This is a genomic window from Nocardia sp. NPDC102475 (assembly GCF_055584605.1).
This window is the reverse complement of sequence record NZ_JBVJLS010000024.1, coordinates 1-11,863: the sequence shown is the minus strand read 5'-3', so window position 1 is coordinate 11,863 and position 11,863 is coordinate 1. Positions and strand designations below refer to the sequence as shown.

The 11,863-nt window shown below is 64.5% G+C and carries 13 protein-coding genes; 8 read left to right on the top strand and 5 right to left on the bottom strand.

The genetic code is table 11. The annotated features are described in order from the left end of the window. The first annotated feature begins 142 nt into the window (after window positions 1-142). The 5 genes from ACZ60G_RS33955 to ACZ60G_RS33935 all read left to right on the top strand — a co-directional run bounded on the left by ACZ60G_RS33955 (window position 143) and on the right by ACZ60G_RS33935 (window position 3,548). A complete protein-coding gene (locus ACZ60G_RS33955; RefSeq protein WP_465815350.1) occupies window positions 143-340 on the top strand; it encodes a PspC domain-containing protein in 198 nt (65 codons plus the stop codon). 115 nt (window positions 341-455) lie between these two features. Then, window positions 456-764, top strand: coding sequence for a DUF6802 family protein (locus ACZ60G_RS33950; RefSeq protein WP_465815349.1), 309 nt, complete (start codon window positions 456-458; stop codon window positions 762-764). Window positions 765-1,207: 443 nt separating this feature from the next. Beyond that, window positions 1,208-1,519, top strand: a complete 312-nt coding sequence (locus tag ACZ60G_RS33945; protein WP_465815348.1) for a hypothetical protein — start codon at window positions 1,208-1,210, stop codon at window positions 1,517-1,519. A gap of 38 nt (window positions 1,520-1,557) precedes the next feature. After that, the gene (locus ACZ60G_RS33940; protein WP_465815347.1) at window positions 1,558-3,132 is read left to right on the top strand and encodes a hypothetical protein; all 1,575 of its coding nucleotides are present in this window, start codon (window positions 1,558-1,560) and stop codon (window positions 3,130-3,132) included. A gap of 29 nt (window positions 3,133-3,161) precedes the next feature. Then, window positions 3,162-3,548 (top strand): hypothetical protein, encoded by a 387-nt coding sequence (locus ACZ60G_RS33935; RefSeq protein ID WP_465815346.1) that lies wholly within the window; start codon window positions 3,162-3,164, stop codon window positions 3,546-3,548. Between the two features lie 12 nt (window positions 3,549-3,560). Here ACZ60G_RS33935 and ACZ60G_RS33930 read toward each other — a convergent pair whose 3' ends face one another. The 3 genes from ACZ60G_RS33930 to ACZ60G_RS33920 all read right to left on the bottom strand — a co-directional run bounded on the left by ACZ60G_RS33930 (window position 3,561) and on the right by ACZ60G_RS33920 (window position 6,032). After that, window positions 3,561-4,331, bottom strand: a complete 771-nt coding sequence (locus tag ACZ60G_RS33930) for an ESX secretion-associated protein EspG (RefSeq protein ID WP_465815345.1) — start codon at window positions 4,329-4,331, stop codon at window positions 3,561-3,563. 156 nt (window positions 4,332-4,487) lie between these two features. After that, on the bottom strand, window positions 4,488-5,651 hold the full coding sequence (locus tag ACZ60G_RS33925) for a WXG100 family type VII secretion target (protein WP_465815344.1): 1,164 nt from the start codon (window positions 5,649-5,651) through the stop codon (window positions 4,488-4,490). A 15-nt stretch (window positions 5,652-5,666) separates the two neighbouring features. After that, on the bottom strand, window positions 5,667-6,032 hold the full coding sequence (locus ACZ60G_RS33920; protein WP_465815343.1) for a DUF3558 domain-containing protein: 366 nt from the start codon (window positions 6,030-6,032) through the stop codon (window positions 5,667-5,669). A gap of 307 nt (window positions 6,033-6,339) precedes the next feature. Between ACZ60G_RS33920 and ACZ60G_RS33915 the strand changes: the two genes are divergently transcribed. Next, window positions 6,340-6,789, top strand: a complete 450-nt coding sequence (locus ACZ60G_RS33915) for a DUF6640 family protein (RefSeq protein ID WP_465815342.1) — start codon at window positions 6,340-6,342, stop codon at window positions 6,787-6,789. 26 nt (window positions 6,790-6,815) lie between these two features. Further along, window positions 6,816-7,376 carry a TetR/AcrR family transcriptional regulator gene (locus ACZ60G_RS33910; protein WP_465815341.1) on the top strand — a complete coding sequence of 187 codons (561 nt, stop codon included), beginning with the start codon at window positions 6,816-6,818 and terminating at the stop codon, window positions 7,374-7,376. Here the strand turns inward: ACZ60G_RS33910 and ACZ60G_RS33905 are convergent, their stop codons facing one another. Then, window positions 7,377-8,234 (bottom strand): dienelactone hydrolase family protein, encoded by an 858-nt coding sequence (locus ACZ60G_RS33905; protein WP_465815340.1) that lies wholly within the window; start codon window positions 8,232-8,234, stop codon window positions 7,377-7,379. A 36-nt stretch (window positions 8,235-8,270) separates the two neighbouring features. On the opposite strand from ACZ60G_RS33905, the gene glmS reads away from it, so the two are divergent. Further along, the gene (gene glmS, locus ACZ60G_RS33900) at window positions 8,271-10,151 is read left to right on the top strand and encodes a glutamine--fructose-6-phosphate transaminase (isomerizing) (protein ID WP_465815339.1); all 1,881 of its coding nucleotides are present in this window, start codon (window positions 8,271-8,273) and stop codon (window positions 10,149-10,151) included. Window positions 10,152-10,422: 271 nt separating this feature from the next. On the opposite strand, the gene ACZ60G_RS33895 is transcribed toward glmS, so the two are convergent. Continuing rightward, the gene (locus ACZ60G_RS33895; RefSeq protein WP_465815338.1) at window positions 10,423-11,640 is read right to left on the bottom strand and encodes an MFS transporter; all 1,218 of its coding nucleotides are present in this window, start codon (window positions 11,638-11,640) and stop codon (window positions 10,423-10,425) included. Window positions 11,641-11,863 lie beyond the last annotated feature (223 nt).

Sequence of the window (11,863 nt, the reverse complement as noted above, 5' to 3'; positions counted from 1 at the left end):
GGGTCTGGTCGGTGCTCGGGGTTGCACCCTGAGTCCGCGGCCTGCGGAAATCAGGGTCGGGATAGGTCATGCGACCGATGTGCAGCGCTGTTTTCCCCGGCAGAGTTGATGTCGTACCGAACATCACCAGAGAGGGAACACAATGACCGCCCCCGCGCCCACCCGCCGACTCACCCGCTCCACCCGCGACAAGTGGATCGCCGGCGTCTGCGGTGGCATCGCCGAATACTTCGGCTGGAACGCCAACGTTGTCCGGTTGCTGTTCGTCCTGTCCTGCTTGCTCCCGGGCCCGCAGTTCGTCGTGTATCTGGTGCTGTGGCTGATCATTCCGAAAAAGTGATTGTCCCCAACAATTAGGGCGGGGAGCTGCGTTCGGGACTCACGGATGACACTATGGACCGGTACCCACCGATCGACCGCCGTGTCACCCACGCGAGTCCCGACCAGGAGGAGTCATGATCACCTCAGGTGAATTCCCGGGCATGGATCTACCCGGCATCGACGCATCCTCCTCCCTGGACGGCCTCGGTGAAGTCGAACTGCACCACCCGGCCCAGGACATCGACGGCGATGGCACCCTCGACACCATCACCACCACCGGCCCCGAGGCCATGCAGGTGTGGACCGACTGGGACCACGACGGCATCGCCGACCAGGTCACCGTGGTCGAGAAGGACGGCGATTACTCCGCATGGGAGTTCCATCGGCATCCGGACGGGACTTCGGAGTGGGTGCGGACCGATCAGGGGAAGATCGGGCACTAACCTCTGGTTTGTCGGCCCGGCCCTGTTCTCGGGGTCGGGCCGTCCTCATCGCATCGACTGACTCGTTGTCGACTTCGTCTCTACACGTTCGTCCGTTGTGCGAAATCCAATTACACTGTGCGACAACGGCCCCCACAACCAGATCCTTCGTGGGTCCACCCGGCCGCAGGCTGCAATGATCCGCGCGGCGCACGTGCGGATCATTGGAACCTGCGGAACGAATCCCGTGTCGGCCATACCCGACGACCGGTTCTTCTGCGACGCGTCGACGGTTGGTTATAGCCGATAGACCCACCCAGTAGATTTCTGCGCATACGACCTGGGCCGATCGATCCGATGGAACCGGATCCCGCCCGTACGCGTCGAAGGAAGTAAGGCAAGTACTCGGCGCGAGCTGGATCGCCGCCGCACGATCGGACGACAGGACTGGAGGGGCCTTACCGATGACCGATTCGAGCCAGATGTTGGGCGTCAAGACCGGGGAACTCGGTCAGTTCGGCAGCGACTTGCAGCTGTCGGCGGCGGTGGTGACGAACAGCGCCAAGCGGGTGTCCGACAATATGTTCGGTGACGGGGATGCCGGGCGTAACTACGGGACCCAGGGGAAAGCAATCCATAGCGGGTTGGAAAATGTCGTGAAATGGCTGAAAGCCTGGGGATCGGCCGGTGCGGCCATCGGTGATACCGCTGGTGCGGCCAGCATCGTCTATTCCGATACCGACAAAGAGAATGCGGACAAGACCAAAAATGCTTAGTCATATGCAGGAGCTGGCGGGTTCGAAGGAGTCATAGCATGGCGGATACCACGTCGCCCGACCTCAACGGTAAGAATGCCGATGCAATTCTCGATACGGGGTCGTCAGGACTGCAGTTCTTTGCTCAGTTGATCGAACGTTATAAGAAAGCGTTCGGGCATGATCCGAGTCTGACCCTGAATCAAATCTACGCCAGGTATGACGAACAGCGCGGCATGAACCTGGAAAAGTTGGCCAATACGGCTACTGCTCTCCGTTCATCGCTCAATGAGGTTGATACCCAGTGGGATACGCAGTATGCACTGTCGCAGAAGTTGGACACGATATGGCAGGGGCAGGCGGCTGCTGCCGCGAAGCATATGTTCGGGCAGCAGCTCGCGATGGCCAAGGAGGACCGAAGTAAGGCTAGGGCTGCGCTCGATGCGATTACAACCGTAGTGCCGAAGTTGCGATCGGCGGTTCAATCGAAGGCGGATCACGTCCATGAACTGGCAAGCAGTTCTGGCGAAGTAAAGGTCGACGGCAAGTCGCCCTCGGATATCGACGAGATAATCAAAGGCGCCAATACCGGCTGGTCGGATTTTTCGTGGAAGGATTGGGGTATTGTTGCCGCGGTTGGTGTCGTTACCGTCGGTGCCGGCACTTCGGCCGCAGCCGGAGTGTTGGGCCTCGATAAGGAATCGACAAAGAAGGTCAGCCGCAAGTGGCTCGATGATGTTTTCAAGAAGAAGTTCGAGGACACGCTGACCAACTTCGTGGACAAGTGCAACTCGACCGATACGGCGATTAAAGAGGCGTATCCGTTGCTGGTCAAGGCCATGGAGGATTTGGACAGCAATCCTTATCCACGCCCGCAAGGGACCACCACGGACAAGACGCCTTCGAACAACAACAATCCCACCAACAACAACTCCACCACGGCTTCGTCGACCCCCGGCCCCGGGACGACCCCGAGCACGAATACCTCGACGCCGACGACTGCAACCACGGCAACGATGCCCACCGCTACCACTACGGCGAGCAATCTCCTGTCCGGGCTGTCCTCCCTTACCTCTGCGGCATCGCAATTGACTTCACTCGGTCAGACCGTTGGTCAAGGACTCACCTCTCTGGGCACTTCGATCAAAGACGGGATCGATAATGCGGTGCAGGAGATCGAAAAGATGCTCGACCCGACGAGTACTGAAGACAAGGATGGCGACGGCAAGCCGGATGACAACAGTAAATCGGGTGCCGAGTTCGATTTGGCCGGAAAGCATTTGAAGTTCGAGATGGGCCAGGACGGACAGTTGAAACTCGTCTCGACCGATGCCGACGGAAAGTCTCATGAGTACAGCATGAAGCTGGACGAGAACGGTGCACCGGTTATCTCGGACGCCGAGGTCAAGAAGGAAGGCGAAGACCCGGGGGGCGCTTCCTCCTCTGACAACTCGCAGCAGGAGGAGGGCACCGGAAGTCCGGGCACAACCTCCGGCGTGCCTCCCGGAACGGGCACCAAGCGAGAAGAGGACGGCGAGCACACGCCGGACCCGGCGCTTACCGGCACCGAGGAAGAGAAACCCGAGCAACCTTTCGATAGTGGGGCGCAACTCGCTGAGGCCGGCCCGCTCTAGCAAGTGGATGCGATTAGTGGAGGTGCAGGATGACGAACTACTCGGAAGAGATCGAGCGGATATTCGAAGAGCACGACCGCCAGTCTCGGATGCTGCGCGAGGAACTGGTGGAGATCGAGCAGCGAAGCGCAGAGCGGGGACGCGACTTCGTTGAACAAATGAACGAAGAAATGCGCACGTTCTGGGAAGAACACGCTGAGGAGTTGGAGAAGGCGCAGGCGGAGGCGGACGAGCGAGAACGTCGCGAGACCGAGGCTCGTGCCGAGCAGGAACGCCTCGCCGCCGAGGCATGGGAGCAGCGCGAGGCGATCGCACGGTCGATCGCAGCCCGCAAAGCTCACAATGTCGTCACACCGATCGACGAGGATGACGACCCTGAGTCCGAGTACTACCGCCGTAAGAGCTGGCTGATCTGAGGATTGCTGGGTCTACCAGCGGTCTTCTTCGGCTCGTCGGAGGCGTTGGGTTGTTTGGTCGATCCAGGTGGTGAAGTGGGTGGTCAGGGCGGTGGGGGTGGTGGGGCGGACGGTTATGTGCTGGGAGCGGTGTTCGGTGTAGCGGCCGTCGTTGGTTATGTCGTGCCATTGGATGGTGGTCAGGGGGGTGGTGAGTTTGTTTGCGGGGCCGGTGTGCAGGAGGGCGGAGCCGCCGCCATCGGCGGGGCGGTTGAGGAGGCGTTGGTAGCGCTCGCGAGGAGAGTTGCGGGTGACGCTTTCGAGGTGGCTGTTGGGGCGGCCGTAGATGTCGTCGGGGTGGAAGGTGTCGGGTGGGTTGGCACCAGGAGTGCAGGGAGGCAGGGAGCTGGTTAGTTGGGCGGGGAGGTGGTCTACGGGGAACAGGCGGCAGCGGATGGGGCCATTGGTTTCGCCAAAAGTGGCTTGGGCCAGTGACATGGCGTGGTGGTCGGTACGGGCGCCGACGATTCGGTAGACGCGGACGCCGCCTGCCGGGTTCTTGTGTTGGGTTGTGCCGCCGAAGATCTGGATGCGGATGGTCGAGGCGGTGAGGGTGTGCAGGGCGAGGTGGATCTCCTCTAGTTCGTCGGAGGAGTAGCGCTCACGCATGGTGGCCCGGTGCGTGTCGAAGTTGTCACGGTAGGCGAAGCGGCTGGTGAAGCGGAGTGGATTGGGGAAGCGGTCGTTCGCGGGGCTGAACCACAGTGCGGCGAAATCGTCCGGCTCCCAAGTCCATTCAGCCATCTGGAGATTCCAATCGATCGTGCGGGTGGTTCGTGACGGGTGCGGTGCGTCCGTTTGCGTTTCTGGCCAACAGGTTTCGGCCACGGGTGGGTGGCGTTGGCCCGCATGGACGATCCCGGCCTGCGTCGAGCGCGGCCGGAGGGTGTTGTGCGGCGGTCAGGTGCGGGCCGGCGGGGGCGGGGATTCCGGATCTTCGCCGATCACGCCGCCGGGGAGGGTGCGCGCGATCTCGCCGAGTAGTTCTTCGGTATTGGCGGCGTTGATGAGGTAGTCCGGTATCTGGTGGGTGCTGTCCTCATCGGACTTGCCGCGGCCCGCGCCGGCACCCATACCGCCCATGCCCATACCGCTGCGTCCGGTCGAGGTGGATGTAGTGGCCGCTGCCGCAGCGGGATTGGTCGTAGTTGTGCTGGGCGTGCCGGATACGGTGCGGCCGGGACTCGGCGACGTCGAGGTGGAACTGCCTGGCGAGCCCGGCGAACCCGTGCCGGTCGGGGTGGAACTCGGGGTTGTCGCGGTGCTCGGCGTTGTCGCGGTTGTGGTGCTCGGTGTCGTCGTAGTCGGTGTCGTCGACGCCGTGGTGCTCGGGTTCGTCGAGCTCGAGCTGGCATCTGTCGGGTTGGTGTCCGTGGACGTGGTCTCCTCTGGAGACTTGCCCTCGGATTCGGTCCCATCCTTGGTCTCGCCGCCAGTCGAGGTGCCGCCCGTCGGTCCTCCGGAGGTCCCGCCGGGACCGGACGATCCCGGTTCGTTGCCGCCGGATTTGATCGGCCCGGAGATGTCCAGTGGACTGGTCGGGTCGAGTGCGGTGGGCAGCACGGGAACTCGTCCGTCGAACTCGGCGAATTTGTTCACGTAGTTGGTGAGCATGGCGTTGCGGGCGCCGGCGGTCGCCTCGTTCTTGGTGTTCTCTTCTTCGTGGGCGCGGGGCGGCCAGACGTTCGCGGTCCAGGAGTGGTGGTTGGCTTCCGGAATTCCGTTGGCGACGTTGCGGACTCCGTCGGCGGCGGCTTCCATGTCGTTCGACATCTGGGTGATCAATGGAGTCAGCTCGTGGGCGCTGGTGACGTAGCGGTTGATCGCGTCCTTGGCTTTATCTGCGGCCGAGCCTTCCCATGCTTCGGCGATCGAGCCCTGAACGGATCGGGCGAATGTTTCTAGCCCTTGGTCCCATTGGGTGGCCACGTTGGAGTAGGTCATGGCCGCACCGTGGGCATTCTTCGGATCCAGCGGCTTGAACGCTTCCTCGATTTCTGTACGTTCCCAATGGAATACGTTCTCCCCGTGCGGGGGGATTCTCGTGGGCTCATTGCCTGACATTGAATCGCCCCTTCCCTACAGACCTGGCCAGGAGAAGATCTTCGGTGTCGCCGGGGCCTGCTGCGGCAGGGTTCTCCTCCAAGCCCTTGCTGCTTTGATGTAGGCGCCGTCGAATTGGCGGGTCGAGATCGTTCGCCTGCCATGGATGGTGAATTCGGTGGGCTCCGGGAAGTTTCGGCCGCGAGTCGCGTCAATGGTCAGGTTGGTGGTGCGGATGCTCACCCTGTAGCTGCTCGGCCGAACAAAGGCGCAACCACGCCATTTAACCCCCGCGCTCGTATCATCATCGGACACGCGAGTCTTCGGCAGCTTGTCCGAATCCAGCACGCTTTGCGGGATGTCTTTACCTGGGTCATAACCGCTCGGCGCATCTGCAGCCAACGACGGCCCCGCACTCGTCGTAGACGGCTGAGCCACAAGCTTCCCCCTGCCGACCATGTGGTCCTCCCCGGTCGCCGGATGTCGATGACATCGAACAGGGCCGGACCGGCTCCCCGCCCCCTATTCAGCTGGGTCGACCGTACCGAGCAGTCGACCACCGTGCAAGCGCCCCACAACCGAGTTCCCACTGGTCGTCCACGGCCCGAACTACCCGGAATGTCAACGGCCCGTTGACAGTCCGCGGCCCATGGTCCTACCGTTAAATCGGAATCGGATTCCGGTTCCATCAACTGACCGATAGGACCCCATGACCACCCACTGGACCCTCCCGCGAATCCTCGTCGGCGCCGTCCTCCTCAACACCCTCATCGGCCCCCTCCTCGCCGACCTGGTCATCCCCGACATCGCCGACCTGCACCTGCACAACGCGGCCTGGCCCCCGCATGCCAAATTCCACGACGCCCAATACATCGGAATGGGCACACTCATCGGCGCGATCGGGCTGGTGGTCCTATGGCAGCGAACGGGGCACCTGCGCGCCCAGTTCTTCCTGGCTGCCGCACTCGGATCGGTCACCTGGCTGGCCATGTTCGGCGCGCTGCTCTTCCCCGGTACCGCGGCCCAGGATCCGGAGCACGCCGCCGACGCCACCAGAGTCATCGGCATGGACCCGCAACTGTTCATCGCCTTGGTGATGCTGATCGCCTTGGCGGTCGCGGTCGTCGTCGAGCGCACCCGCGCACCGATCCGGGTCTAACCTACGACCGGCAGACAGGGAGATAGATGACCGACCCGAACACCCGCAAACTCCGCACCGACGCCGCCCGCAATCGCGACCAGGTCCTCGCAACCGCGACGGCATTGTTCGCCGAACGTGGTGACGACGTGCAGATGGCCGATGTGGCACGCGCGGCCGGGGTCGGGGTCGGCACCATCTACCGCCATTTCCCGACCCGCCGCGCCCTGATCGAGGCGGCCGCCGAGCAGCGTTTCGCCGGGATCCTCGAGCATGTGCGCCGCACCAGCCTGCCCAATCCGGATACGCGGCAGGCGCTGGCCGGTTTCCTCAGCCATGTCGCCGAAGTGCATGAGCAGGGGCGTGCACTGTCCGGCACCATCGAATCGATGCTCGGCGACACCGAACCGCGCGGTACGGTACGCGACGACCTGGCCGAACTCGGTGCGGAACTGCTGGCCAGGGGGCGAGGCGACGGCAGTATTCGCGCGGATGCGACCGTCGCCGACCTCTATATGATCGTCGGCGCGGTCGCCACGATCAGCCGCGACGGATTCGGCGATTGGCGGCGGTTCATCGAACTCGCGCTCGACGGCCTCCGGCCATGATCACTTGCGCAACAACTGCGCGAGTTGCATGACCGAGAGCTTCGGCTTCTCCTCTTCGCGCGGCGCTTCCGGATCGACAACCGTGGCGTGCGGGATTACCGCTTCCGGATCGGAAAACGCCGCGTATGTCTTATCGCGCAACAGTTTGTGCAGAAGAAACCCGGTGAGCAGCGCCCGCGTCGTCCGCGCGGTCTTGGCTTCGTGCTTGCCTACCCCCAACGCCGCCAACGCGCGGCGCCCTTCGACAATGCCGTTGTGCGACGCCCCGTCGACCGTCCGCAGCACCACCGGCCCGGCCCACGCGGCGGTCAGCGGGATCGCATTCGAGCTGACCGATTCGATATCGGTCGCCCCCGCCAACACCAACGCGGGCGTGTCGATATCCGGAGCGATGGTCTCGGCGGTCGGCGCGGTCGGCGCCGGGTACAGGGCGGCAACCGCGGCGACGCGACGCTGTCCGGCGGCGATCACCGCGGCGCCCGCGCCCATGCCGTGCCCGGCCAGTGCCAGCCGGTCCGGATGCACGCTGATCGCACCGTCGCCGAGCCGGACGCTGGTGCAGATATCGAGCGTGGTGAGCAGATCGGTGGCCAATCCGAGGTGTGACGGAATCGGCCCGCGCTCGGTATCCGGGGCCGCGGCCACAAAACCCCAGGACGCCAGGTGTTCGAGCGTGGCGCGATAGTTGGCGGCGCCGGTCAGCCAGCCGTGGCCGAAGGCGACCGCGGGTAGATTCAGTCCGGACTCCGGGGTGAACACCACGCCGGGCTGACCGGCGATGGCGAGATTGCCGCGCAGTACGCGGTGGGGCCCCCGGCTGGTCAGGGTGCTCAGGAGTGATTTCACAGACGCCGACACGACGTGAACGTTATCCGATAAGTACTCTGGTGAGCCATGTGCGGAATCGTGGGGTACGTCGGGTACCGGGACGCTCTCGGCGTTGTCGTTGACGCGTTGCGCCGCATGGAATATCGAGGATACGACTCCGCGGGCGTCGCGATCCTGGATGGCACGGGCGTGTTGGCGGTGGAACGCAAGGCGGGCAAACTGGCCAATCTCGAGGCCGAACTCGCCGAAGTGGGGGCCGACCGCTTCGCGGGCACCACCGGCATGGGACACACCCGCTGGGCCACCCACGGCGCGCCGACCGACCGCAACGCCCATCCGCACCGCGACATCACCAACAAGGTGGCCGTGGTGCACAACGGCATCCTCGAGAACTTCGCCCCGCTGCGCCGGGAGCTCGAAGACGCCGGCGTCGAACTGAGCAGTGACACCGACACCGAGGTCGCCGTGCACCTGGTGGCGCGCGCGTACGCCGAAGGCCCCACCGCGGGTGATTTCGCGGCGAGCGCGCTGGCCGTGCTGCGCCGGTTGGAGGGTGCGTTCACGCTGGTCTTCACCCATGCCGACCACCCGGACGTCATTGTCGCCGCGCGCCGCTCGACGCCGCTGGTCGTCGGTGTCGGCAAGGGCGAGATGTTCATCGCCTCCGATGTCACCGCATTCATCGAGCACACCCGCGAGGCCGTCGAACTCGGCCAGGACCAGGCCGTCGTGATCACCGCCGACACCTACACGGTCACCGACTTCGCGGGCAATGACGGATCGGCGCGTACTCGCCCGTTCACCATCGACTGGGATCTGGCCGCCGCCGAAAAGGGCGGGCACGACTTCTTCATGCTGAAGGAGATCGAGGAACAGCCCGCCGGTGTCGCCGACACGCTGATCGGCCACTTCACTCACGACGAGGCCGGTGGCCGGATCGTGCTGGACGAGCAGCGCCTCGCCGATCAGGAACTGCGCGACTTCGACAAGGTGTTCGTCGTCGCCTGCGGCAGTTCCTATCACGCCGGACTGTTGGCCAAGTACGCGATCGAGCACTGGACCCGGCTGCCCGTCGAGGTCGAGCTGGCCAGCGAATTCCGTTATCGCGACCCGGTTTTGGACCGGTCCACGCTGGTGGTGGCGATCTCGCAGTCGGGTGAGACCGCCGACACCCTCGAGGCGGTGCGGCACGCGAAGGAGCAGAAGGCGCGCGTGCTCGCCATCTGCAATACCAATGGCGCACAGATTCCGCGCGAGTCCGATGCGGTGCTCTACACCAGGACCGGACCGGAGATCGGCGTCGCGTCCACCAAGGCGTTTCTGGCGCAGGTGGCCGCGAACTATCTGGTCGGACTGGCCCTGGCGCAGGCGCGCGGCACCAAGTATCCGGATGAGGTGGCCCGCGAGTTCGCCGAACTCGAGGCCATGCCGCACCTGGTGCAGCAGGTACTGGAGACCGCGCCGCAGGTGCGCGCGATCGCCAGGGAACTGGCGCATGTGCCGACCGTGCTGTTCCTCGGCCGCCACGTCGGCTATCCGGTGGCGCTGGAGGGTGCGCTCAAGCTCAAGGAACTCGCGTACATGCACGCCGAGGGATTCGCGGCGGGTGAGCTCAAGCACGGCCCGATCGCGCTGATCGAGGAGGGGCTGCCGGTGATCGTCGTCATGCCCTCGCCCAAGGGGCGCGCGGTACTGCACTCGAAGCTGCTCAGCAATATCCGTGAGATCCAGGCCCGCGGCGCCCGCACCATCGTGATCGCCGAGGAGGGCGACGACACGGTGCGCCCGTTCGCCGACGATCTCATCGAGATCCCGTCGGCGCCAACGCTTTTCCAGCCGCTGCTGTCGACTGTCCCGCTGCAGATTTTCGCAGCCGAAGTGGCGCAAGCTCGTGGGTACGACATTGACAAGCCGCGCAACCTGGCCAAGTCCGTCACCGTCGAATAGCGCCCGAACCGGTTCGCTCGCCGAGCGCCGCAACGCAAGCGTCCCTCAGTGCAAACGCCGGGAGCGACGGCGATCCAGCGGGGGATGGCCGCGCTCGGACTCCGACGATGCCTCGGCGCGCAGTACTGCTCTCGCAGGATGGCGCATATCCAGTGAGCGACAGCTTGGGTGCAAATTCTTGCGCGGGCCCTGATGGCTCCGGACTCGATGGTGAGCGATTCGCGACCTGGATGCAGCCGATCGCGGCGGACCCCTCGGACCCGGCGCCGATTCAGGACCGCAGCCGGGTATGGGAGGGGTGCCCGGCCGTTGCCAGGGATTCGGTTGGCTCGCTTGATGTTTCGGCACCGCGACGTTCGAGATTGCCCGACAGGACTGCCAGGCCGAGCGCGCTCACGACCAGGACGACCCCGACCCAGTTGGGTGAGGTGTACCCGTATCCCGCGGCGATGACGACCCCGCCGAGCCACGCGGAGATCGCGTTGCCGAGGTTGAATGCGCCGATATTGAGGGCCGAGGCCAGCGTCGGTGCGCTACCTGCCTGGTCGAGGACACGTTTCTGCAGCGGCGGAACGGTCGCGAAGCCGAGGGCGCCGATGAGGACGACCGTGATTGCGGCCGCGACCTTGTTGTGCGCGGTGAGGGTGAACAGTGCGAGCACCAGCGCGAGGCCGCTGAGGGTGGTGTAGAGCATCGGCATCAGATGCCGATCGGCGAATTTGCCGCCGATCAGATTGCCGAGGAAGAAGCCGATGCCGAACAGGACGAGCAGCCAGGTGACAGAACTCTCCGCATAGCCGGTGACCTCGGTCATCATCGGCGCGAGGTAGGTGATCGCCGCGAAGACGCCGCCGAAGCCGAGCACTGTCATGGCCATCGCGAGCAGCACCTGCGGGTTGGTGAGGACGGCGAGTTCGTGCCGCAGGCGCGCGTCGCGGGGTGCGGGCTGTTCGGGCACCAGCGCGGCGACGCCGACGAGACCCGCCAGGCCGACCAATGCGACGAGCAGGAAGGTGAGCCGCCAACCGAACTGCTGGCCGAGCAGGGTGCCCAGCGGCACGCCGAGGATTGTCGCGACGGTCAGTCCGGTGAACATCATGGCGATCGCACCGGCCTTGCGATCCGGGCCGACCAGATTTCCGGCGACCACCGATCCGATGCCGAAGAAGGCGCCGTGCGCGAGCGAGGCGACGATGCGTCCGGTCAGCATGAAGCCGAAAGTCAGTGCGAGCGCAGACAATACGTTGCCCACGACCAGCAGCAACAGGCTGATGAGCAGCATGCGCTTGCGGGAGACCCGGGTGCCGAACCCGGTCATGATCGGCGCGCCGACCAGCACGCCGAGCGCATACCCGGTGACCAGCAGGCCCGCGGTGGGGATCGACACGGTGTAGGTGTCGGCGATGTCGGGCAGCAGCCCGACGACGACGAATTCGGTGGTGCCGATTCCGAAGGCCCCGAGTGTCAGGGCCAGTAGTGCGAGCGGCATGAGCACGAGCCTCCACGTGATATTGCGTCTGAGCGTTACAGGCGTAAACAATAATTGCAGACGCGGTTTAATTGCAAACGCGGGCTATTGTGGCGTTCATCTATCCTGGAGGCAGGAGCCCCGACGCAGAAGGACTCTCAATGATCGTGTCAAGCCGCGACTGCCGTCGGGACGGGTGTGTCGAGGGTGAATTCTCTCCCGTCGCGCAGCAGTGCCCACAGGA

Coding starts and splice junctions, on each gene's coding strand:
- ACZ60G_RS33935 (WP_465815346.1), top strand. CDS start 3,162: ATGACGAACTACTCGGAAGAGATCGAGCGGATATTCGAAGAGCACGAC.
- ACZ60G_RS33925 (WP_465815344.1), bottom strand. CDS start 5,651: ATGTCAGGCAATGAGCCCACGAGAATCCCCCCGCACGGGGAGAACGTA.
- ACZ60G_RS33910 (WP_465815341.1), top strand. CDS start 6,816: ATGACCGACCCGAACACCCGCAAACTCCGCACCGACGCCGCCCGCAAT.
- ACZ60G_RS33945 (WP_465815348.1), top strand. CDS start 1,208: ATGACCGATTCGAGCCAGATGTTGGGCGTCAAGACCGGGGAACTCGGT.
- ACZ60G_RS33955 (WP_465815350.1), top strand. CDS start 143: ATGACCGCCCCCGCGCCCACCCGCCGACTCACCCGCTCCACCCGCGAC.
- ACZ60G_RS33895 (WP_465815338.1), bottom strand. CDS start 11,640: ATGCCGCTCGCACTACTGGCCCTGACACTCGGGGCCTTCGGAATCGGC.
- ACZ60G_RS33940 (WP_465815347.1), top strand. CDS start 1,558: ATGGCGGATACCACGTCGCCCGACCTCAACGGTAAGAATGCCGATGCA.
- ACZ60G_RS33915 (WP_465815342.1), top strand. CDS start 6,340: ATGACCACCCACTGGACCCTCCCGCGAATCCTCGTCGGCGCCGTCCTC.
- glmS (WP_465815339.1), top strand. CDS start 8,271: ATGTGCGGAATCGTGGGGTACGTCGGGTACCGGGACGCTCTCGGCGTT.
- ACZ60G_RS33930 (WP_465815345.1), bottom strand. CDS start 4,331: ATGGCTGAATGGACTTGGGAGCCGGACGATTTCGCCGCACTGTGGTTC.
- ACZ60G_RS33950 (WP_465815349.1), top strand. CDS start 456: ATGATCACCTCAGGTGAATTCCCGGGCATGGATCTACCCGGCATCGAC.